The organism is Pseudomonas sp. BN607 (assembly GCF_029871175.1).
Taxonomy (GTDB): domain Bacteria; phylum Pseudomonadota; class Gammaproteobacteria; order Pseudomonadales; family Pseudomonadaceae; genus Aquipseudomonas.
In genome coordinates, this window is record NZ_SSOE01000016.1 from 1 (window position 1) to 20,996 (window position 20,996).

Consider the following 20,996-nt stretch of genomic DNA (forward strand, 5'->3'; position numbering starts at 1 on the left):
AGCGGGCTTGTCCCGCGAAGAATCCAACACGGTGCATGGCACGGGCTTCGCCCGTGTTCGCGGAACAAGCCCGCTCCCACAGGGATTGCACTAGATTCTAGAAATTGAGCAAGCCAGTTGTTTCTCCAGGTACTGCATCAGCCTCAAGCCTGCGGGGGTAACCTGTGGGAGCGGGCTTGTCCCGCGAAGAACCCAACACGGTGCATGGCACGGGCTTCGCCCGTGTTCGCGGGACAAGCCCGCTCCCACAGGGATTGCACTAGATTCTAGAAATTGAGCAAGCCAGTTGTTTCCCCAGGTACTGCATCAGCCTCAAGCCCGCTGGGCCATCAGAGGGCGCCGAAGACCTTCTTGGCGAGGCTGGTAGCTGCCTGCGCCGGGTTCTGGCGAATGCTCTGTTCCTGCTTGCCGATCATCTCGAACAGGCCATCCAGTGCCTTTTCGGTCACGTAGTTCTCGATATTGGCGTCATCCTTGACCAGCCCCAGGCCTTTGGCCTGGGCGGCGAAGGCATTGTACTGCTGGACCACGCCAACCTTGTCGGTAGCCTGCTTGACGATTGGCAGGAACTTGGCGCGGATCTGGTCGCGGCTGCTCTTGTTCAGGTACTGGGTGGCCGAGTCGGCACCGCCGCTGAGGATGCCCTTGGCGTCGGTCACGCTCATGTTCTTCACGGCATCCACCAGAATCGCCTGGGCCTGTGGCACGGCAGCCTCGGCAGCATTGTTCATGCTGGTTTCCAGGGCTTCGACCTGTTCACCCTTGCCGAACATCTTCATCGCCTTGGCTGCCTTGCCCAGGTTGCCCGGCAGTTCGATGCGCACGTCCGGGTTATTGCTGAAGCCACCGGGGGTGCTCAGTTGCTTGACCGCCAGTTGAGCGCCTTGGGTCAGGGCATCCTTCAAGCCACCGGTGGCGTCTTTCTGGCTCAGGTCGCCCAGCGACAGGGCCAAGGCGCTGGCCGACAGCAGCAAGCCGGCGCACAGGGTGGTGAAGCGCAGGGAAGTGCGGATCATGAAGCTTTCCTTGTAAACGGATGAATACGGGTATCAGCGAACCTGGTCGACCTTGACGCGCACGGGCTGCGCATCACTGCCGTCGAGCATGACAGCGTGGTGTTCGGTGTTGATGAACAGCAGCTTGCCATCCAGCTCGATGCGTGCGCTCACCGCATAGCGGTGGCCGGGCTTGACCTGGCTCGGGTCGTAGGTGAGGTGGAACGGCAGCGGCACGTTGCCTTTGACCGGGCCGGCCTGGCGCGCCAGGGTTACCGCCGGGGCGTCCATCAGCGATACGTCCTGCAGCGCTACGCTGAGGGTGGCGGCAGGTGGCAGGGCGATGCGCTGCAGGTAGAAGACTTCACCCTCCAGACTGGCCTGGTTGGAAGGGGTTTGGCTGGAACAGGCTGCGAGCAGTGATGCGCAACACAGCATAAAGAGCTTTTTCATGGAATCTCCGTGGTCCTTGGAGCCGGCTTGTGGCCAACCCCAGGGACTTTAGCGGATTTTCCCGTCGGATAAAGCCTCAGATGGTCGAAGTTTCCAGCCCGTCTTCCCGGTGCAGGGCCACCTGGCGGATCGACAGGCGCAACTCGGCTGATAGCACACGCTTGGCCACGCCCTCGGCCAGCTCGCCGAGCTTGTCGTGATAGCCCAGCTTGCCTTGGGTGTCGGTGTGCAGCACGCCTTGCTGGAGTAACGTCTGGATGAAGTGGCGGAACAGCGTCTTGTCGAAGAACTCCGGCGCGTTCAAGCCATGCAGGATCGACAGGCGCTGGGCCATCATTACGCACAGGTCTTCCAGTTCTTCGGCGCTCAGGCTGTTCTGGCCGCTGTTGAGCAGCAGCGAAGTGGCCATGTAGAAACGCTGCAGGGTCTGGGTGATGGTGCGGGCAAGCAGGGTCAGCAGCACGAACTGCCGCGAGCTGGGCGCCGGGCGCACGTACAGGTCGTTGTCCTGGCGCAGCAGTCCCTGTTCGACCAGTGCAGCCAGCCATTGGTCAATGACGTCGTCCAGCTGCTCTGGCGTCCAGCGCAGGAACAGCTCGGCCTGCAGGTACGGGTACAACGCATGCACATACTGGCCCAGCAGTTCGCGGCTCATGCGCGAGCTGCTGAGGAAAAAACTGGCCAGCAGTGCCGGCAGGGCGAAGATGTGCAGCACGTTGTTGCGGTAATACGTCATCAGCACCGCATTGCCTTCATCCAGGTACAGGATGCGGCCCAGAGCGTCCTTCTGTTCGGCTATCAGGTTCATGCTGCGCACGTGTTCGATCAGCGCCTGGCCGTCACCTTCGGGCAGGGTAGTGTGTGGCGAGTAGGGCACGCGACGCAGCAGGGCCAGGTACAGGTCGAGCACCCGGGTCAGGGCGCGCTCGTCCAGCGCCAGGCGGCTGGTGGACAGCAGCGCCATTGCCACCAGGTTGACTGGGTTGATCGCCGCCGCCTCGTTCAGGTGGCGGGCCACGGTCTCGCCCAGGCGTGTGGTGGTTGCGTTGAGCCAGTCCGGGCGGTACTGCGGGCCGTGCTCCTGTTCACGCCAGCCGGGCTGCTGCTGGTCGAGGAAGCCGGCCAGGCGGATCGGTTCGCCGAAGTTGACGTAGACCTGGCCGAACCGCTGCTTGAGCGCGCCGAACACCTTGAAGATGTCGAACACCGACTCCTTCTTCTTGCTGGCACCGCGCAGCTCGCCGAGGTAGGTGCGGCCTTCGAGCACCCGCTCGTAGCCGATGTACACCGGGACGAACACGATCGGTGTGCGCGACGAGCGCAGGAAGCTACGCAGGGTGATGGCCAGCATCCCGGTGCGTGGCTGCAGCATGCGCCCAGTACGCGAGCGGCCGCCTTCGACGAAGTACTCGACCGGGAAGCCCTTGGTGTACAGGGTATGCAGGTATTCGTTGAACACTGCGGTGTACAGCGGGTTGCCCTTGAACGTGCGGCGCATGAAGAAGGCGCCGCCACGGCGCAGGAGGTTGCCCACCACCGGCATGTTGAGGTTGATGCCCGCCGCCACATGCGGCGGGGTGAGCCCGTTGCGGAACAGCAGGTACGACAGCAGCAGGTAGTCGATGTGGCTGCGGTGGCACGGCACGTAGATCACTTCGTGGCCGGGCGCGATGCCTTGCACCTGTTCGATGTGATTGACCTTGATGCCGTCGTAGATCTTGTTCCAGAACCAACTGAGCACCACCTCAAGGAAGCGGATGGCGGTGTAGGTGTAGTCCGAGGCGATTTCATTGCCGTAGCGCAGCGCCTGGGCTTCGGCCTTGGCCAGCGGCAGGTTCTCGCGTTGCGCCTCGTCGGTGATGGCCTGGCGTACCAGCGGGGCGTGGACCAGCCCTTTGACCAGGTTGCGTCGGTGCGAGATGTCCGGGCCGATGACGGCGGTCTTGAGGTTGCGAAAGTGCACGCGCATCAGGCGTTGGGCCATGCGCACGGTGCGCTCGTGGCCCTTGTTGTGCTGCACCAGTTCACGCAGGTGAATCGGTGCGGAGAACTGCACCCGGGTCTTGCGCCCCAGGATCAGTACGGTCAGTAGCCGGCGCAGGCGCCCGGTTACCGCCCAGCTGTCGGCGAACAGCAGCTTCCACGGGCTGGACTCACTGGCCGGGGTCTGGCCCCAGAACACGCTGACAGGAATGATCTGCGCATCTTCTTCGGCATGCTGGCTGACGGCAGCCACCAGGCGCTCGAGCGTGGGCGGCGCGCCGCTTTTGTCCTGCCGGCCGAGCCAGTCCGGGTCGGGTGTCAGGTAGAAGAACGCGGCGGGTTCCTGCAGTGGGCCCACGGCTACCGGCAGCACCGGGCGTGGCAGCCCGGCCTTGGTGCATTCGTGGTCGAGCACGGCCAGGTCGGTGAGCGCCGGTGACGGCAGGGCATAGAACACTGGCCGGCTGCGGTCCAGGTTCAACGACATCGAGGACTGGTTGATGGTCTCGGAGCGCACCCACAGGTACAACAGGCGACGCAGGGCGCCGAAGATCATGCGGCGCAGGGGGGAACGGGTCATGGGGTGTGTGCCCTGGGTGAGATGTTCAGATGGGTATCCAGCCATTTAGTCTGCCGTATGTGCGCAAGTTCAGCAAAAATCGGCCATCAGCGGGAGCGTCATCAATTTTTTTTGTTCTGTGTCATATACTCGGCCTGCCACTTGCAGGATATTTCGACAAGCGGCGTTGGTGCGGGGCAGGTGACCCCATGCCTACAAGGCGATTTTCACAATAAAAATCCGGAGTAGTTCAGATGTCGTCTCGTGAGACTGGGAATGTAAAGTGGTTCAACGATGCCAAGGGTTATGGCTTCATTCAGCGCGAAGGTGGTGCGGATGTGTTCGTCCACTATCGGGCGATCCGCGGTGAGGGGCATCGTACCCTGGTCGAAGGGCAGCGCGTGGAATACGCCTGCGTGCAGGGCCAGAAAGGCCTGCAAGCCGAAGACGTAGTGGGCCTCTGAGCCTCATGATGTAACGGTTTGTTGAGGGAGCCGGCTTGCCGGCGATTACCGGCGAAACCGGTGCCGGGCACCGTGCTGCCTGCATCGCCGGCCAGCCGGGCTCCCACAAAAAATACCGCTCAGGAAGTACGCCAGGTGATTTCCTCTTCACCGTCGGCACTGATACGGACCCAACGGTCGGCATCTTCTTCGCCGTCTTCCTCGACCCAGCCTCCCGGCGCGCAGCGCACTTCCACACCCAGTGCGGCGAATGCAGCGCGGGCGCAGGCCACGTCATCGTCCCAGGGCGTCTGGTCGCTTTCCAGGTACAGGCTGTTCCATTTCCCTACAGCCTTCGGTAACCAGGTGACCGGAATGTTACCGGCCAGGCATTTGAAGGTATGGCCTTTCTGCTGCCATTCGCTGCACGGGCCGATTGCCTGGGCGAGCCACTCGGCAATCTGCTTGTGGTCGACGTCGGCGTCCTTCAGGTAGATCTCGATATCAGGTTGGCGCATAAGGGCTCCGGGTGTGCTCAGTCTTGGCGCACGAAATAGTCATAACGCATGGAAACCGTGACCTCGAACGGCTCGGGCTGGTCGATCACCCGTGCACGTTTTTCTGCGCTGGCGCGCCAGCCGTGCGGGGTCATGGCCAGCAGGTCGGCGCGGGCCTTGGGCGCGGCCAGGCTCAGGCGGAACTCAAGGGTTTCGCTATGGGCATGGGCCATGCCTTCGGGCACCAGGGCCAGGTGCTTGTCGTCGGCGTAAGGGCGCACTTCATCGTAGAGCACCTCACGCAGTTGCATCAGGTGGCCGCTGGTCGGGCCAACGCGCATCAGGCCGCCGCCGGGGCTGAGCAGGCGCTTGGCCTCGGCCCAGTCCAGCGGGCTGAACACGCTGGCGATGAACTGGCAACTGGCGTCGGCCAGCGGAACGCGAGCCATGCTGGCGACCATCCAGGTCACCTCTGGCGCCCGACGGCAGGCACGCTTGACCGCCTCGCGAGAGATGTCCAGGGCGTAACCCTCTGCGTTTGGCAGGGCCTCGGCCAGTTGCGCGGTGTAGTAACCCTCGCCGCAGCCAATATCCAGCCAGGCACCGGGATGGCGCTCGGCGGCCAGCTCGGCCAGGCGACGGGCCACGGGGGCGTAATGGCCGCCATCGAGGAAGTTGCGGCGAGCCTCGACCATGGCCTGGTTGTCACCCGGGTCGCGGCTGTTCTTGTGCTGTACCGGCAGCAGGTTCAGGTAACCCTGGCGGGCGCGGTCGAAGCGGTGGCCTGCCGGGCAGGCCACACCGTTGTCGAGCCGGCTCAGCGGCGCCTGGCAAAGGGGGCAGGCAAGCATCAGGCGAGCAACCGGACCAGGGTCTGGTAGTAGATTTCTGTCAGCAGGTCGAGGTCGCTGGCCAGGATCCGTTCATCCACCTGGTGGATGGTGGCGTTGACCGGGCCCAACTCGACCACCTGGGTACCCATGGTGGCGATGAAGCGGCCATCGGAAGTGCCGCCACTGGTCGAGGGCTCGGTTTCGCGGCCGGTAACCCCTTTGATACTGGCTGCCACCGCGTCCAGCAGTTCGCCCGGTTCGGTGAGGAACGGCAGCCCAGACAGGGCCCAGTCAATCGACCAGTCCAGCTCGTGCTTGTCGAGAATCGCCGACACCCGGGCCTGCAGGCCTTCGACGGTGGACTCGGTAGAGAAGCGGAAGTTGAACAGCGCGGTCAGCTCGCCCGGAACCACGTTGGTAGCACCGGTACCGGAATTGAGGTTGGAGATCTGGAAGCTGGTTGGCGGGAAAAACGCATTGCCTTCGTCCCAGTGCTCGGCAGCCAGCTCGGCCAGGGCCGGGGCGGCCAGGTGGATCGGGTTGCGCGCCAGGTGCGGGTAGGCGACATGGCCCTGCTTGCCGCGCACGGTCAGTTTGGCGCCGAGCGAACCACGGCGGCCGTTTTTCACCACGTCACCCAGCAGGGTGGTGCTGGAAGGCTCGCCGACAATGCACCAGTCCAGGCGCTCGTTGCGGGCTTTCAGACGCTCGACAACGGCCTTGGTGCCATGGTGGGCCGGACCTTCTTCGTCGCTGGTGATCAGGAAGGCCACCTTGCCGCGGTGGTTCGGGTAGTCCTGCACGAAGCGCTCGCTGGCAATCACCATCGAGGCCAGGCTGCCTTTCATGTCGGCAGCGCCGCGGCCACAGAGCATGCCGTCAGCGTCGATCAGGGCCTCGAACGGCTCGTGCTGCCATTGCTGTACCGGGCCGGTAGGCACCACGTCGGTGTGGCCAGCGAAGCACAGCACCGGGCCATCCTGGTTGCCGTGGCTGGCCCAGAAGTTGTCGACGTCTTCAATGCGCATCGGCTCCAGCTGGAAACCGACGGCGCCCAGACGGTTCATCATCTGCGCCTGGCAATCGGCGTCGACAGGGGTGACCGAGGGGCGACGGATCAGGTCGCAGGCCAGTTGAAGGGTAGGCGAGAGCTCGGCAGGGGCCGTCATGGGGAACTCCGGGGCAAGGCAAGGCGGGGAAATCTGAGGGGCGTTATCTTATATCAAACCGATGTGGCAGTGGGGCCGCGTTGCGGCCCATTCGCGGCACAAGGCCGCTCCCACCAGGATGACCGCCGCCCATCAGGCATGTGCATTACCTGTGGGAGCGGCCTCGTGCCGCGAATGGGCTGCAAAGCAGCCCCGGCAATCTCAAGCCTGCTGCGCTTCGGCAGCCTTTTCTGCGGGCTTGGGCAGCGACGACAGGAACGCCATCACCAGCGCTGCCACATAAGGCAACGACTGCACCAGCAACATCGCCACCCAGAAGCGCATGTCCGAACTCGGCAGCCCCTGCACCAGGTAGATACCCAACGCCGCGCCCCACAGCAGCAACATGATGAACAGCTCTTCCCGCGCTTCGGAGATCGCCACCAGCAACCCATGGCTGTCGGCATTCTTCGGCGTGCGGAAGAACGGCATGCTGCTGGTGAAGAAACCGTACAGCACCGCCTTGGCGATGGTGTGCGACAGCGCCAGCCCCGCCAGCGCCGCAGCAAAGGCATCCTTCATGTTCACCCCTACCGCACGGCGGTAGAGGAAGACGATCTTGCCAACCTTGAAGAAGAACAGCGCCAGCGGCGGGATGGCGAAGATCATCAGCGGCGGGTCGACCCGGTGCGGCACGATGATCATCGCGGCCGACCACAACAGCGCGCCGACGGTGAAGAAGATGTTCATGCCATCGGCGATCCACGGCAGCCAGCCTGCCAGGAAGTGGTAGCGTTGGCCACGGGTCAGCTCGCTGCCCTTGCCGCGCAACAAGGCGCCGGCGTGGTGCTTGATGATCTGGATGGCGCCGTAGGCCCAGCGGAAGCGCTGCTTCTTGAAGTCGATGAAGGTGTCGGGCATCAGGCCCTTGCCGTAGCTGTTATGGGCGTAGGCTGCCGACAGGCCTTTCTCAAACACGCGCAGGCCCAGTTCGGCGTCCTCGCAGATACACCACTCGGCCCAGCCCAGCTCTTGCAGCACGCTGCGCCGGGTCATGGTCATGGTGCCGTGCTGGATGATTGCGTCACGGTCGTTGCGGGTGACCATGCCAATGTGGAAGAAGCCCTTGTACTCGCTGTAGCACAGCTTCTTGAACGCGCTTTCGTGCTGATCGCGGTAGTCCTGCGGCGACTGCACCACGGCAATTTTCGGGTCGGCGAAGTGCGGGACCATGTGCTTGAGCCAGTTGCGGTCGACGCAGTAGTCCGAGTCGATCACCGCAATCACTTCGGCGTCCTTGGCGGTGTGGGGAAGCAGGTAGTTCAGCGCGCCGCCCTTGAAACCGGCCAGGGGCGCAACGTGGAAGAACTTGAAGCGTTCGCCAAGCTTCTCGCAGTGGGCCTTGAGCGGTTCCCACACGGCCGGGTCCTTGGTGTTGTTGTCGATCACCAGCACTTCGTAATCGGGGTAGTCGAGCGCGGCCAGGGCGTCGAGGGTCTGCTTCACCATCTCTGGCGGCTCGTTGTAGCACGGCACATGCACCGATACCTTGGGGCGGTAGGCGCTGTCGGTCTGCACCGGCAGGAACTCGCGGCGGCGCTTGTGTATCCACACCGCCTCGGCCAGCTCATGCGCCTCGGTCAGCAGTACGATGAACACGCCCAGTGCACCGAGCGCCAGTAACACGCCCACGGTCAGGCTGAACCAGGTGCTGTATTGCTGGCTGTAGTCGTAGGCGATCCACACCAGCACCGACCCGCACAGGAAGGTGATGAAGGTCAGGAACGTACGGCCGCGCTGGCGCAGGGCCGAGCCGTCGATGAACAGCACCATCAGGGCAATCATCGCCAATACCACCGAGGCCACCGCCAAGGCACGCCACTGCGGGATCGCCACCACCGGCCCCTCGAAGTTGAACTTCTGCTGGCGCTCGGCGTTGTAGACGCCCCAGTAGGCACCTACCGAGCCTTCGTCGCTGGCCTTCCACGGCTGGTCATAGGCTTCGATGACAAAGTAGTTGTAGCCGCGGCGGTTGAGGGTGTTGACCAGGGTGCGCAGGTAGATGGCCTGGTCAGCCTGGGTGGCATCGGCGCCGCCGCGCATGCGGCCGTTGCTCGGCCAGCCGACTTCCGACAACAGCAGCGGCTTACGCGGGAACTGGTGCTTCAGCTCACGCGCCCGGTCGAGTACGAACTCGACCGAGTCTTTCATTGGCACGAATTCCCAGTAGGGCAGGATGTGTGCGGCAATCAGGTCGACATGCTTGGCCAGCTGCGGGTTTTCTTTCCAGATGTGCCATTGTTCGCTGGTGGTCACGGGTACCTTGACCGCGGCACGCACCCGGTCCAGGTACTGGATGAGGTTCTCCGGTGTGACTTCTTTGCGGAACAGCGCCTCGTTGCCAACAACAACCCGCACGACGCTGCGCGAATTGTTGGCCAGCTCGATGGCCGTGGCGATTTCACGCTCGTTGCGCTCCAGGTCCGGGCTGATCCAGATGCCCAGCGTCACCCGCAAGCCGAATTCCTCGGCCAGCCGCGGGATATCCGCCTGGGTACCCTCCACGGTGTAGATACGGATACTGTCGGTCAGTTTGCTCAGTTGCTCCAGGTCCTGACGCATTTCTTCGTCATTGGGGTACTGGCCCTTCTGCGGACTTTCGCCCAGGCGGAATGGCGAATACGAGAAACCGGAGATCTGTTCTGGCCAGGCAGGCGCGGAAACCGGGCGATTGATCAGCGCCCAGAACCCGGTGAACAACGCGGCGATGGCCAGGACCACGACCAGGTTCAGGCCGAATTTACGTGAAGACATTGTCGTCCATTTGTGTCGAAGAGATAGGACATTAAAGCAGGGTTGGCAGTCTCTTTCCTAACGATGCAGGCCATGGGCCCGCTGGCATATAATGCGCGCCGGTTTTTTGGGGTATGAACATGAGCACAGAAGATCCACGCTTTGCCGGCGTCGCCCGGCTGTATGGCGACCAGGGGCTGCAACGCCTGGGTCAGGCCCATGTGGCCGTGGTGGGGATTGGCGGGGTCGGCTCGTGGGTGGCCGAAGCGTTGGCGCGTAGCGGCGTGGGCGAGATCACCCTGTTCGACCTGGACGATGTCTGCGTCAGCAACACCAACCGCCAGGCCCATGCCCTGGAGGGGCAGGTGGGGCGACCGAAAGTCGAGGTGATGGCCGAGCGTCTGCGGGCGATCAACCCGGGGTGCGTGGTGCATGCAGTGGCTGATTTCGTCACCCGCGAGACCATGGTCGAGTACATCACCGAAAACCTCGATTGCGTGATCGACTGCATTGACAGCGTCATGGCCAAGGCAGCGCTGATTGCCTGGTGCCGTCGGCGCAAGATCGCCATCGTTACCACCGGTGGCGCCGGCGGGCAGATCGACCCGACCCAGATCCAGATCGCCGACCTCAACAAGACCTTCAACGACCCGCTGGCCTCGCGGGTGCGCTCGACCCTGCGCCGCGACTACAACTTCTCGCGCAATGTCAGCCGCAACTATGGCGTGCCATGCGTGTTTTCCAGCGAACAGCTGCGTTACCCCAAGGGGGATGGCAGCGTGTGCCTGCAGAAAAGCTTCGTTGGCGAAGGCGTGCGGCTGGACTGCTCGGGTGGTTTCGGTGCGGTGATGATGGTGACCGCGACTTTTGGCATGGTGGCGGCGAGCAAGGCGATAGAAAAACTGGTGGCGGGGGCGCGCCGACCGTCGGAGCGGGTCAAGCCCGAATAGAACGCGCCGGCTGCTTCGCGGGCCTGCCCGCGGAGCAGCCGGGGCCACTTCAGCGGTCGGACGCCAATTCCGCCATCCGCTGCAACACCGCATGCAGCCCATTGCTGCGTGACGGCGACAATTGGCGCTCCAGCCCAAGCTCGGTAAACCACTCGCGCAGATCGATCCCGGCCAGTTCCTCGCTGGCCATTCCCTGCACCCGCACCAGCAACAGCGCCAGCAGCCCACGCAACAAGCGGGCATCGCTGCTGGCCTTGAACCGCCACGTTCCCTCGACCTGCTCGGCCACCAGCCACACCAGGCTTTCGCAGCCATGCACCCGGTTGGCCTCGGTCTTTTCGGTGTCAGCCAGCGGCTCCAGGCGATCACCCCACTGCATCAACAGCCGGGCACGCTGTTCCCAGCCCTTGCCCTGTTGAAAAGCTTCCAGCGCTTGAAGCGCCTGAGCCGACAGGTTCATTGCAACAACTCCAGGCCTTGGTCCAGCGCTGCAAAGAATCGCTGCAGGTCATCGCTGTCGTTGTACAACCCCAGCGATACCCGTATCGCGCCCTCCAGCCCCAGCCCTTTCAGCAGGGGCATGGCGCAGTGATGCCCGGCACGTACGGCAATGCCCTGCTCGGTGAGCAGGTGGGCGATGTCGGCATTGTGCACGCCCTCAATCACGAAACTGGCCAGGGCCGTCTGGGGCGCACCCAGCACCCGCACGCCCTCACGATCCGCCAGGCCGCGCAGCAAGTGCTGATGCAAGCTGTTTTCGTGGGCTTCTACCGCTTGGGCATCGAGGCTGGCCAGGTAGTCCAGGGTGGCGCCCAGGCCGATTACCCCGGCAATTGGAGGTGTGCCTGCTTCAAAGCCCAGTGGCGCCGGGCGGAAGCTGGCGCCTTGGTAGTCGGCCAGTTGCACCATCTCGCCACCGAACTGCCAGTGGCGCAGCAGCTCCAGGGCCTGGCTGCGGCCGTAGAGCACGCCGACTCCTTCCGGGCCATACAGCTTGTGGCTGGAGAACACATAGAAGTCGCAGCCCAGTTGTTGCACGTCATGGCGGCCATGCACTACGCCTTGAGCACCATCGACCACGGTCACGGCACCTTGGGCACGGGCATGCGCCAGCAAGGCGGGCAGCGGCTGCCAGGTGCCGAGCACGTTGGACAACTGACTGACCGCGAGCACCCGGGTGCGCGGGCCGATCAATTGCAGGGCCTGGTCCAGGTCGATGCGGCCTTGGGTATCCAGCGGTAGCACCACCAGGCGCAGGTTGCGCCGCTGGGCCAACTGTTGCCAAGGCAGCAGGTTGGCATGGTGCTCCAGGGCACTGACGGCAATCTCGTCACCGGCCTCGAAACGGTGTTCCAGCCCATAGGCCAGCAGGTTCAGTGCCGAGGTGGCGCCGTGGGTGAACACGACCTGCCGTGAGTCAGCGGCGTTGAGCCAGGCGGCAACCTTGTCGCGGCTGGTTTCGAAGGCCTGGGTCGCCAATGCGCCAGGCAAGTGCTGGGCGCGGTGCACGTTGGCCGCGCCATGGCCGTAGTAATGGCTCAGGGCATCGAGCAGGGCTTGCGGCTTCTGGGTGGTGGCGGCGCTGTCCAGATAGGTCTGGTGCTGCCGTTGCAGGGCGGCGATGGCGGGGAAGTCGGCACGCCAGGGAGAGGGCTGGAACATGTTTGCGAGGCCTGGAATGAAAATCGGGTCTGGTGCGTTGGCGCCAGACCCGATCTTAACACCTCAAACCCGGCAAGGTTCTCAGTTGTGAGCGTGCAGCGCTTCGTTCAGCTCGATGGCCGACTTGTGGGTCTTGCACTCCACCGCGCCGTTCAGCGAGTTGCGGCGGAACAGCAGGTCGGTCTGGCCGGCCAGGTCGCGGGCCTTGACCACTTTGACCAGCTCGTTGTTTTCGTCCAGCAGGTTCACCTTGGTGCCGGCAGTGATGTACAGGCCAGCCTCGACGGTGTTGCGGTCGCCCAGTGGGATGCCGATACCGGCGTTGGCGCCGATCAGGCAGCCTTCACCAACCTTGATGACGATATTGCCGCCACCGGACAGGGTGCCCATGGTCGAGCAGCCGCCGCCCAGGTCAGAGCCCTTGCCGACGAATACGCCCGCGGAAACGCGGCCTTCGATCATGCCCGGGCCTTCGGTGCCAGCGTTAAAGTTGACGAAGCCTTCGTGCATGATGGTGGTGCCTTCGCCAATGTAGGCGCCCAGGCGCACACGAGCGGTGTCGGCGATACGCACGCCGGCCGGGACCACGTAGTCGGTCATTTTCGGGAACTTGTCCACCGAGAACACTTCCAGCAGTTCGCCCTTCAGGCGCGCTTCCAGTTGCAGCTCAGCCAGTTCGCTCAGGTCTACCGCGCCCTGGTTGGTCCAGGCCACGTTCGGCAGCAGCGGGAAGATGCCGGCCAGGCTCACGCCATGCGGCTTGACCAGGCGGTGCGACAGCAGGTGCAGCTTGAGGTAGGCCTCTGGGGTGGAGGTCAGTGCGGCGTCTTCGGCCAGCAGGGTGGCGACCAGCGGCTTGTGGCTTTCGGCCAGGCGGGTCAGCAGGGCGGCCTGGGACGCGTCGACGCCTTTCAGGGCTTCGGCCAGTTGTGCGGCCTGGGCGTTGCTGAAGGCGATGGCCTGGTTGCCACCTTCGTAACCGAGAACAGGGGCTACTGCAGCAACCAGTTCGGCGCTCGGGTTGAGCAGCGGTTGTGCGTAGAACACTTCCAGCCAGGCGCCCTGGCGGTTCTGGGAGCCGACACCGAAGGCCAGGCTGAACAGGGTATTGGACATGTGATTACCTCGTGCGAAATAGGGTAGGGGCTCAGGCCAGGGCAGCGGCGTACAGGTCGGGCTTGAAGCCAACCAGGGTACGCGCGCCAAGGTCGAGCACCGGGCGTTTGATCATCGACGGCTGGGCCAGCATCAGCTCGACGGCCTTGGCCTGGTCGAGGTCGGCCTTGCTGGCGTCGTCCAGCTTGCGGAAGGTGGTGCCGGCACGGTTGAGGATGACTTCCCAGCCGTGTTCGTCGCACCAGCGGTTCAGGCTGTCACGGTCGATGCCTTGGGTTTTGTAATCGTGGAATTCGTAGGCGATGGCTTTGTCTTCGAGCCAGGTACGCGCCTTTTTCATGGTGTCACAGGCTTTGATGCCGTAGAGCGTGTAGGTCATTGTGTACATTGGGGATACAGGTTGCCCCAATCTCTCCGTTTTTCGATGTCAGTCGCGGGATTATGCGGGAACGAAACAGTGAGCGCCACGGGTGTGCTTGCCTTGCGCCTCGCAGTGTGTCGGAGATCCGGCGCCGCAGGACCCGAGTGACGCATGCTCAGGCGAGAGGAGGTCCGCGCGCCGCCATCGCCATAAGTATCATCGTGTTACATATTCCGCCGTCACCTGCGACTATCGTGCAGCGGCCCCACGCTCTCGGTCGCCGCTAACATATTGTTTCAATGGCGATGTTTCGCCTTGCTACCGTTTCTGGTTTACAAAGGAAGCTTTCCCGGATGCAGTCCGCCTACACCGTCCTCATCCTGCTGACGCTGGTCAGCCTGTCGAAGTTGGTCGGCCGCATGATTCCGCTGCCCTTGCCGCTGGTGCAGATCGCTGCCGGAGCCTTGCTGGCCTTGCCGACCCTGGGCCTGCATGTAGCCCTGGACCCGGAGTTGTTCCTGTTCCTGTTCTTGCCGCCGCTGCTGTTCGCCGACGGCTGGCGCATCCCCAAGCGTGAGTTGTGGCGCATTCGCGGGCCAGTGGTGGCGCTGGCCGTCGGGTTGGTGCTGTTCACCGTGGTCGGGGCTGGCTACTTCATTCACTGGCTGCTGCCGAGCATCCCCCTGCCGGTGGCCTTCGCCCTCGCGGCGGTGCTGTCGCCGACCGATGCCGTGGCGGTATCGGCCATTGCCCAGGACCGCCTGCCCACTCCGCTGATGCACATGTTGCAGGGGGAGGCCCTGATGAACGATGCATCGGGCCTGGTGACCTTCAAGTTCGCCCTGGCGGCGGCGATCACCGGGGTGTTCTCGCTGACCGATGCAAGCTTCAGCTTTGTGCTGGTCGCGCTTGGCGGGCTGGCGGTGGGTGTGGGCCTGAGCTGGCTGGTGGGCCGCCTGCGCGCGTGGATGATCGCGCGCGGCTGGGACGACCCCGCCACCCACGTGGTGTTCATGCTACTGCTGCCGTTCGCGGCCTACGTGCTGGCCGAGCGCCTGGGCGTTTCGGGCATCCTTTCGGCGGTGGCAGCCGGCATGATGCAAAGCTGGCTCGACCTGCTGCCACGCCAGACCAGCACCCGCCTGCTCAACCGTAGCGTCTGGTCGCTGCTGGAGTTCGCCTTCAATGGCCTGATCTTCCTGCTACTGGGCCTGCAGTTGCCGGACATCATCAAGGCGGTGGTCAGCCACGAGGCTACCGTCTGGCCGACCCTGGCCTACCGCTGTCTGGACGTGGTGGCGATCTTTGCTGCGCTGATCCTGCTGCGGTTCATCTGGGTGCAGAGCATCTGGCGTTCGATCGGTGTGGTGCGTCGCTGGCGTGGCAAGCCGGCGCTGGTGCTGATGCCTACGGCGCGCTCCTGCTGGCTGCTGACCCTGGGCGGAGTGCGCGGTGCGGTGACCCTGGCGGGTGTGATGTCGGTACCGTTGCTGATGGGCGCGGGCAAGGCCTTCCCTGAGCGAGACTTGCTGATTTTCATTGCCGCCGGGGTGATCCTGCTGTCGTTGATCAGCGCCTGCATCGCGCTGCCGATGTTACTGCGCGGGGTGACCAAGAGCCCGGACGAGCGCTTGCACCAGGAAGTGCAGGAAGCCTGGCGGCGTACGGCCGAGGCGGCGATTCATGCCTTGGAAGCCGAGGAGGTGATCGACGCCACTGCCCCGCAAGATGCTGCTCAGGCGACCCTGGCAACCGAGCTGAAGGCACGGTTGATGGCTGAGTACCGGGATGAGCTGGACAGTTACAACGACAGTGCCGAGGCCAAGGCCCTGGCCGAACAGATGGACTTGCTGGAGCGGCGTTTACGCCTGCGTGCGCTGAGGGCGCAGCGGCTGGAGTTGTATAACCTGCATCGCCAGCACCAGGTGGGGGATGAGGTGGTGCGGCAGGTACTGGGGGAGCTGGATATGAGTGAGGCGAACCTGGGGCAGGTCAAGTAGACCTCATCGCTACCATTCGCGGGCAAGCCCGCTCCCACAGGTTCTCTATTGCATTTGAGGTTGCTGGAGACCTGTGGGAGAAGTCGTTGCTGCCATTCGCGGGGCAAGCCCGCTCCCACAGGTTCTCTATGGCATTTGAGGTTGCTGGAGACCTGTGGGAGCGGGCTTGTCCCGCGAATGGGGCGCAAAGCGCCCCCGGTGCAGTTAGCGGTTTTGCAGGAAGGCGCGAATCCGCTCTGCCGCCTCGATGCACTCGGCCAGCGGTGCAACCAGGGCCATGCGCACGCGCCCGGCACCCGGGTTCACGCCAGCCACTTCACGCGACAGGTACGACCCCGGTACCACGGTCACATGCTGGGCTTCGAACAGGTCGCGGGTGAACTCGGCATCACAGCCCGGCACCTTGGCCCACAGGTAGAAGCTGCCATCCGGGCGTTGCACGTCCATCACCGGCTGCAGGATGTCCAGCACGGCATCGTACTTGGCGCGGTACTGGTCGCGGTTCTCGCGTACATGCGCCTCATCTTGCCAGGCGGCGATGCTGGCCAGCTGGGTCTGCACCGGCATGGCGCAACCGTGGTAGGTACGGTAGAGCAGGAACGGCTTGATGATCTTGGCATCGCCAGCCACGAAGCCCGAGCGCAGACCTGGCAGGTTGGAGCGCTTGGACAGGCTGTGGAACACCACGCAGCGCGCAAAATCGCTACGGCCCAGCTCGGCGCAGGCGCTCAGCAGGCCCGGTGGCGGCGCATCCTCGTCGAAGTACAGCTCGCTATAGCACTCATCGGCCGCAATCACGAAGTCATGTTCGTCGGCCAGGGCAATCAGCTTTTTCAGGGTAGCCATGGGCACCAGTGCGCCCGTCGGGTTGCCTGGCGAGCACAGGAACAGGATCTGGCAACGCTGCCACACCTCGGCCGGTACGGCGTCGAAGTCCGGATTGAAACCGTTGTTTTCCAGGCACGGCAGGTAGTGCGGGGTGGCGCCGGCCAGCAGCGCTGCGCCTTCGTAGATCTGGTAAAACGGGTTGGGGCTGACCACCAGGCCGTCATCGGCGCGGTTGACCACCGCCTGGGTGAAGGCGAACAGCGCTTCACGGGTGCCATTGACCGGCAGGATGTGGCGGTCGGCGTCCAGCCAGCCGGTCGGCACGCCAAAGCGCCGCTCGCACCATTGGCCGATGGCCTGGCGCAGGGCTGGCAGGCCGATGGTGCTGGGGTACACCGCCAGCTTGTCGAGGTTGTCGGCCATGGCCTGGGCGACGAATGCCGGCGATTCGTGCTTCGGCTCACCGATCGACAGGGCGATGGCGCGTTTGTCCGCCGCAGGCTTCACGCTGCCCAGCAGGGCGCGGAGCTTCTCGAACGGGTAGGGCTGAAGCTGGGTCAAGGCATGGTTCATCGGCGCAAGGTCTCGTCAATCGTCTAATCGTTAAATGGTCACGCGGGTCGGGCTGGTGTCGCTACCTTGGCCGGCTTGTAGCTGCTGCACGATGGCCTCCTGCAGGCGGCTGCACAGTTGCGGGTCAGACAGCGGCTGGTTGTCGGCATCGGTGATGAAGAACACGTCCTCCACCCGTTCGCCGAGGGTGGCGATCTTGGCGTTTTGCAGCGACAGGTCGAACTCCAGGAAGATCCGCCCCAGCCGGGCCAGCAGGCCCGGGCGGTCAGGGGCGGTGATTTCAAGGATGGTCACCGGCCGTTGGGCATCGTTGAGGATGGTCACCTGCGGCGGGAAGTCGAAATGCTTGAGCTGGCGCGGCACCCGGCGCTGGATGATGGTCGGGTAGTCTTCGGGGTTGCGCAGGGCTTCGGTCAGGCCGTCGCGAATCTGCCGGACCCGCTGCGGGTTGTCGCCGATCGAGCCGCCGTCGTTGTCCAGTACGATATAGGTGTCGAGGGTGAACTGGCTGCTCGAGGTGATGATCCGCGCGTCGTGAATGTTCAGGTTCAGCTGCGACATGGCCGCCACTGTCACGGCGAAGAAGTCGTGCTGGTCGGGGGCGTAGATGAAGATCTGGGTGCCACCCTCGAACTCGCGCTGGGTGGTTTCCTTGATCAGTACCAGAGGCCCGCCATCGGCTGGTTGCTGCAGGATCGCGTCACTGTGCCAGGCCACATCGGCGGCGGTGTGCTTGAGGAAGTAGTCATCACCCAGCTGCGACCACAACTGCTCGACGTCGTCCGGGTCGGTACCCTCGCGCACCAGGATGTCCAGCGCTGCAGATTGGGTCTGGCGAATCTGCTCTTCGCGGTCCAGCGGGTTCTCCAGGCCGCGGCGCAGGGCGCGCTTGGTCTCGGTGTAGAGCTGGCGCAGCAGGCTGGCTCGCCACGAGTTCCACAGGCTGGGGTTGGTGGCGTTGATATCGGCCACTGTCAGCACGTAGAGGTAGTCCAGGCGTGTCTCGTCGCCCACGTGCAGGGCAAAGTCGTTGATTACCTGCGGGTCGGACAGGTCCTTGCGCTGGGCGGTGGTCGACATCACCAGGTGGTTCTGCACCAGCCAGACGATCAGCCGGCTGTCCCATGCCGGTAGCTGGTGGCGTTCGCAGAACTTCTGCGCATCGACTGCGCCGATTTCCGAGTGGTCGCCTTGGCGGCCCTTGCCGATGTCATGGTAAAGGCCGGCCAGGTAGATCAGCTCGGGCTTGGGCAGGCGGCCCATGAGCTTGCTGGCCAGCGGGAATTTTTCGGATACTGGCGTGTATTGCAGCTTGCGCAGGTGCTTGATGAGGTTGAGCGTGTGCGCATCGACCGTATAGATGTGGAACAGGTCATGCTGCATCTGCCCCACGATCAGGCCGAATTCCGGCAGGTAGCGCCCAAGAATGCCGTAGCGGTTCATCCGCCGCAGGTTGCGGTGGATGCCGATTTCGCATTTGAACAGCTCGATGAACAGGCTGGTGTTGCGGATATCGGTGCGGAAGGTGTCGTCGATCAGGTGCCGGTGCTCGCGCAGCAAGCGCACGGTGTCGGCACGCACGCCCTTGATTTCAGGGTGCTGGGCCATTAGCACGAAGATTTCCAGCATGGCGAACGGCGTACGCTTGAAGACGTTCGGTTGGCTGGCTTCTATATAGCCGTCATGCAGGCGGAAGCGCGCGTTCAGCGGCTGAGTGCTGCTGCTTTCCTCGTCGGCGAGAATGACTTCTTCGAAGTGCTGGATGATCAGGTCGCACAGCTGGCTGATGCTCATCACCACCCGGTAGTACTGCTGCATGAACTGCTCGATTGCCCGCTTAGGGTTGTCGTCGCTGTAGCCCAACAGTGCGGCCAGGCTCCGCTGGTGGTCGAACAGTAGGCGGTCCTCGGCGCGCCCGGCCAGCATGTGCAGGGCGTAGCGTACCTTCCACAGGAAGTCCTGGGACGAAGCCAGCAGTTCATTCTCGCTTTCCAGCAGGAAGCCTTCGCCGGCCAGTGCGTGCAGGTTCAGCGTACCGTATTGGCGCCGGGCGACCCACAGCACGGTCTGGATGTCGCGCAGGCCGCCGGGCGAGCCCTTGACGTTGGGCTCGAGGTTGTACTCGGTGTCGTTGTACTTGTGGTGGCGGGCCTTGAGCTCGGCACGCTTAGCCAGAAAGAACTCCTTGCTTGGCCACATGTGCGCGGTGCTGGTGACTTCCAGCATGCGTTGGCGCAAGGCCTCGGGGCCGGCAATGGTGCGGCTTTCCATCAGGTTGGTGATCACCGTCAGGTCGGCGCGGGCCTGTTCGGCGCATTCGTCGACCGTGCGTACGCTCTGGCCCACTTCCAGGCCAATGTCCCACAGCAGGGTCAGAAAGCGTTCGATGGCGTCACGGTACTGCTCGTGCTCGGCGGCACCCAGCAGGATCAGCAGGTCGATGTCAGAATGCGGGTGCAGTTCACCGCGCCCGTAACCGCCCACCGCGACCAGGGCGATGCCACTGTGGTCACCCCAGTCGAACTGGTTCCACGCCTGTTGCAGGATATTGTCGACCAGCCAGGCGCGGGCCTCGATCAGCGGGCGGATTTCGCTGCCAGCGCGAAAACGCTTGTCGAGCACCTCGCCGGCCAGGCGGATGGCTTTCTTGAAGGCGGCGATAGGGCTCGCCTTGAGTGCCAGTTCCGCCTGGAACTGGCCGCGGTCGAACAGCTCGGGGTCCACCTGGGGCATCGCGTCACGTTCCTGTCGTGGGAGTGGTCTACCGGGGGGCGGTCAGGCCGAAGTGCGCGGGATGGTGTCGTCCTTGCGCAGGGTGAAGATCTCGTAGCCGGTCGCAGTCACGACCAGGGTGTGTTCCCACTGCGCCGAGAGCTTGCGGTCCTTGGTGATGGCGGTCCAGCCGTCGCCCAGCACCTTGGTGTCGGCCTTGCCCTGGTTGATCATCGGCTCGATGGTGAAGGTCATGCCTTCTTTCAGTTCCATGCCGGTACCGGCGCGGCCGTAGTGGAGGATCTGCGGTTCTTCGTGGAACACCTTGCCGATGCCATGGCCGCAGAACTCGCGCACCACCGAGAAACCGTTCTTTTCCGCGTGCTTCTGGATCACTTCACCGATGTCACCCAGGCGGCAGCCCGGCTTGACCAGCTCGATGGCCTTGTACATGCATTCCTGGGTCACCTTGGACAGGCGCTCGGCCCATACCGGTACGGTACCCACGTGGAACATGCGGCTGGTGTCGCCGTGGTAGCCGTCCTTGATCACGGTAATGTCGATGTTCAGCGTGTCGCCGTCCTTGAGCGGCTTGTCATTGGGGATGCCGTGGCAGACTACATGGTTGATCGAGGTGCAGATCGACTTCGGATAGCCCTTGTAGTTGAGCGGCGCCGGGATGGCCTGCTGAACATTGACGATATAGTCATGGCAGAGGCGGTCGAGCTCTTCGGTGGTGACACCGGGCTTGACGTGTTCTTCGATCATTTCCAGCACTTCGGCGGCCAGGCGGCCAGCGATGCGCATCTTCTCGATGTCTTCTGCGGTCTTGATGGTGACGGTCATTACAGGCTCTCTACGGCGCCGTGCACGGCGCTAACAAACGGGAAAGGCCGGATTCTAGCAGAGCAGGGCGCCGATCGGTCGGGATAAAGGCGGCCATGCTGCTGTCTACAGCTGGCATTCTGGCGCGAAAGCCGGGGTGCTGCAAAAGCCGCTGACGGACGCAACAGTATCCGGGTTCCGTTCGGCTGCGGTCTGTGGTATAAAATGCGCCGCTTTCGGGGACGACCCCGTCAGCACTCAAACC

17 protein-coding genes are annotated in these 20,996 nt (G+C 63.7%); 3 read left to right on the top strand and 14 right to left on the bottom strand.

The features are described from left to right. Window positions 1–329: 329 nt before the first annotated feature. The 3 genes from E8E68_RS01190 to plsB all read right to left on the bottom strand — a co-directional run bounded on the left by E8E68_RS01190 (window position 330) and on the right by plsB (window position 4,011). Window positions 330–1,016 (bottom strand): DUF4197 domain-containing protein, encoded by a 687-nt coding sequence (locus E8E68_RS01190; protein ID WP_266034074.1) that lies wholly within the window; start codon window positions 1,014–1,016, stop codon window positions 330–332. A 33-nt stretch (window positions 1,017–1,049) separates the two neighbouring features. Next, window positions 1,050–1,448, bottom strand: a complete 399-nt coding sequence (locus tag E8E68_RS01195) for a YbaY family lipoprotein (RefSeq protein WP_110747027.1) — start codon at window positions 1,446–1,448, stop codon at window positions 1,050–1,052. A 76-nt stretch (window positions 1,449–1,524) separates the two neighbouring features. Then, complete coding sequence (gene plsB, locus E8E68_RS01200) at window positions 1,525–4,011, bottom strand: glycerol-3-phosphate 1-O-acyltransferase PlsB (protein WP_266034078.1); 2,487 nt, start codon at window positions 4,009–4,011, stop codon at window positions 1,525–1,527. A 233-nt stretch (window positions 4,012–4,244) separates the two neighbouring features. Here plsB and E8E68_RS01205 point away from each other — a divergent pair, with 233 nt between their 5' ends. Continuing rightward, window positions 4,245–4,454 carry a cold-shock protein gene (locus E8E68_RS01205; RefSeq protein ID WP_003252255.1) on the top strand — a complete coding sequence of 70 codons (210 nt, stop codon included), beginning with the start codon at window positions 4,245–4,247 and terminating at the stop codon, window positions 4,452–4,454. A 119-nt stretch (window positions 4,455–4,573) separates the two neighbouring features. Here the strand turns inward: E8E68_RS01205 and E8E68_RS01210 are convergent, their stop codons facing one another. The 4 genes from E8E68_RS01210 to E8E68_RS01225 all read right to left on the bottom strand — a co-directional run bounded on the left by E8E68_RS01210 (window position 4,574) and on the right by E8E68_RS01225 (window position 9,725). Beyond that, window positions 4,574–4,951 (bottom strand): hypothetical protein, encoded by a 378-nt coding sequence (locus E8E68_RS01210; protein ID WP_110747022.1) that lies wholly within the window; start codon window positions 4,949–4,951, stop codon window positions 4,574–4,576. 17 nt (window positions 4,952–4,968) lie between these two features. Then, entirely contained in the window at window positions 4,969–5,781 is an 813-nt protein-coding gene (locus tag E8E68_RS01215; RefSeq protein ID WP_280339257.1) for a putative RNA methyltransferase, read from the bottom strand. After that, window positions 5,781–6,932 (bottom strand): succinyl-diaminopimelate desuccinylase, encoded by a 1,152-nt coding sequence (gene dapE / locus E8E68_RS01220; RefSeq protein ID WP_110747017.1) that lies wholly within the window; start codon window positions 6,930–6,932, stop codon window positions 5,781–5,783. Before dapE ends, E8E68_RS01215 begins: the two co-directional genes overlap by 1 nt. 201 nt (window positions 6,933–7,133) lie before the next feature. After that, window positions 7,134–9,725 (bottom strand): glycosyltransferase, encoded by a 2,592-nt coding sequence (locus tag E8E68_RS01225; protein WP_280339261.1) that lies wholly within the window; start codon window positions 9,723–9,725, stop codon window positions 7,134–7,136. A 119-nt stretch (window positions 9,726–9,844) separates the two neighbouring features. Between E8E68_RS01225 and tcdA the strand changes: the two genes are divergently transcribed. Continuing rightward, the gene (gene tcdA / locus E8E68_RS01230; RefSeq protein WP_177410780.1) at window positions 9,845–10,654 is read left to right on the top strand and encodes a tRNA cyclic N6-threonylcarbamoyladenosine(37) synthase TcdA; all 810 of its coding nucleotides are present in this window, start codon (window positions 9,845–9,847) and stop codon (window positions 10,652–10,654) included. Between the two features lie 49 nt (window positions 10,655–10,703). On the opposite strand, the gene E8E68_RS01235 is transcribed toward tcdA, so the two are convergent. The 4 genes from E8E68_RS01235 to E8E68_RS01250 all read right to left on the bottom strand — a co-directional run bounded on the left by E8E68_RS01235 (window position 10,704) and on the right by E8E68_RS01250 (window position 13,811). After that, entirely contained in the window at window positions 10,704–11,114 is a 411-nt protein-coding gene (locus tag E8E68_RS01235; protein WP_280339264.1) for a SufE family protein, read from the bottom strand. After that, window positions 11,111–12,316, bottom strand: a complete 1,206-nt coding sequence (locus E8E68_RS01240) for a cysteine desulfurase (protein WP_280339266.1) — start codon at window positions 12,314–12,316, stop codon at window positions 11,111–11,113. Before E8E68_RS01240 ends, E8E68_RS01235 begins: the two co-directional genes overlap by 4 nt. A gap of 81 nt (window positions 12,317–12,397) precedes the next feature. Continuing rightward, window positions 12,398–13,432, bottom strand: coding sequence for a 2,3,4,5-tetrahydropyridine-2,6-dicarboxylate N-succinyltransferase (gene dapD / locus E8E68_RS01245; protein ID WP_110747006.1), 1,035 nt, complete (start codon window positions 13,430–13,432; stop codon window positions 12,398–12,400). A gap of 31 nt (window positions 13,433–13,463) precedes the next feature. After that, window positions 13,464–13,811, bottom strand: coding sequence for an ArsC family reductase (locus tag E8E68_RS01250; protein WP_003252272.1), 348 nt, complete (start codon window positions 13,809–13,811; stop codon window positions 13,464–13,466). Window positions 13,812–14,146: 335 nt separating this feature from the next. Here E8E68_RS01250 and E8E68_RS01255 point away from each other — a divergent pair, with 335 nt between their 5' ends. Then, window positions 14,147–15,793: a Na+/H+ antiporter gene (locus E8E68_RS01255; RefSeq protein ID WP_266034097.1), complete on the top strand. Its 1,647-nt coding sequence runs from the start codon at window positions 14,147–14,149 to the stop codon at window positions 15,791–15,793. A gap of 204 nt (window positions 15,794–15,997) precedes the next feature. On the opposite strand, the gene dapC is transcribed toward E8E68_RS01255, so the two are convergent. The 3 genes from dapC to map are packed head-to-tail and all read right to left on the bottom strand — an operon-like array spanning window position 15,998 to window position 20,752. Further along, on the bottom strand, window positions 15,998–17,194 hold the full coding sequence (gene dapC, locus E8E68_RS01260; RefSeq protein WP_266034100.1) for a succinyldiaminopimelate transaminase: 1,197 nt from the start codon (window positions 17,192–17,194) through the stop codon (window positions 15,998–16,000). A gap of 30 nt (window positions 17,195–17,224) precedes the next feature. Further along, window positions 17,225–19,927, bottom strand: a complete 2,703-nt coding sequence (locus tag E8E68_RS01265) for a [protein-PII] uridylyltransferase (RefSeq protein WP_110746998.1) — start codon at window positions 19,925–19,927, stop codon at window positions 17,225–17,227. A 42-nt stretch (window positions 19,928–19,969) separates the two neighbouring features. Then, window positions 19,970–20,752 (bottom strand): type I methionyl aminopeptidase, encoded by a 783-nt coding sequence (map, locus tag E8E68_RS01270; RefSeq protein WP_110746996.1) that lies wholly within the window; start codon window positions 20,750–20,752, stop codon window positions 19,970–19,972. Window positions 20,753–20,996 lie beyond the last annotated feature (244 nt).

What these genes read in the sequence shown, in the direction of transcription:
- E8E68_RS01240 (WP_280339266.1), bottom strand. Translation starts at nt 12,316, where the DNA reads ATGTTCCAGCCCTCTCCCTGGCGTGCCGACTTCCCCGCCATCGCCGCC.
- E8E68_RS01210 (WP_110747022.1), bottom strand. Translation starts at nt 4,951, where the DNA reads ATGCGCCAACCTGATATCGAGATCTACCTGAAGGACGCCGACGTCGAC.
- E8E68_RS01255 (WP_266034097.1), top strand. Translation starts at nt 14,147, where the DNA reads ATGCAGTCCGCCTACACCGTCCTCATCCTGCTGACGCTGGTCAGCCTG.
- E8E68_RS01235 (WP_280339264.1), bottom strand. Translation starts at nt 11,114, where the DNA reads ATGAACCTGTCGGCTCAGGCGCTTCAAGCGCTGGAAGCTTTTCAACAG.
- plsB (WP_266034078.1), bottom strand. Translation starts at nt 4,011, where the DNA reads ATGACCCGTTCCCCCCTGCGCCGCATGATCTTCGGCGCCCTGCGTCGC.
- E8E68_RS01215 (WP_280339257.1), bottom strand. Translation starts at nt 5,781, where the DNA reads ATGCTTGCCTGCCCCCTTTGCCAGGCGCCGCTGAGCCGGCTCGACAAC.
- dapE (WP_110747017.1), bottom strand. Translation starts at nt 6,932, where the DNA reads ATGACGGCCCCTGCCGAGCTCTCGCCTACCCTTCAACTGGCCTGCGAC.
- tcdA (WP_177410780.1), top strand. Translation starts at nt 9,845, where the DNA reads ATGAGCACAGAAGATCCACGCTTTGCCGGCGTCGCCCGGCTGTATGGC.
- E8E68_RS01195 (WP_110747027.1), bottom strand. Translation starts at nt 1,448, where the DNA reads ATGAAAAAGCTCTTTATGCTGTGTTGCGCATCACTGCTCGCAGCCTGT.
- E8E68_RS01205 (WP_003252255.1), top strand. Translation starts at nt 4,245, where the DNA reads ATGTCGTCTCGTGAGACTGGGAATGTAAAGTGGTTCAACGATGCCAAG.
- dapC (WP_266034100.1), bottom strand. Translation starts at nt 17,194, where the DNA reads ATGAACCATGCCTTGACCCAGCTTCAGCCCTACCCGTTCGAGAAGCTC.
- map (WP_110746996.1), bottom strand. Translation starts at nt 20,752, where the DNA reads ATGACCGTCACCATCAAGACCGCAGAAGACATCGAGAAGATGCGCATC.
- E8E68_RS01250 (WP_003252272.1), bottom strand. Translation starts at nt 13,811, where the DNA reads ATGACCTACACGCTCTACGGCATCAAAGCCTGTGACACCATGAAAAAG.
- E8E68_RS01190 (WP_266034074.1), bottom strand. Translation starts at nt 1,016, where the DNA reads ATGATCCGCACTTCCCTGCGCTTCACCACCCTGTGCGCCGGCTTGCTG.
- dapD (WP_110747006.1), bottom strand. Translation starts at nt 13,432, where the DNA reads ATGTCCAATACCCTGTTCAGCCTGGCCTTCGGTGTCGGCTCCCAGAAC.
- E8E68_RS01265 (WP_110746998.1), bottom strand. Translation starts at nt 19,927, where the DNA reads ATGCCCCAGGTGGACCCCGAGCTGTTCGACCGCGGCCAGTTCCAGGCG.
- E8E68_RS01225 (WP_280339261.1), bottom strand. Translation starts at nt 9,725, where the DNA reads ATGTCTTCACGTAAATTCGGCCTGAACCTGGTCGTGGTCCTGGCCATC.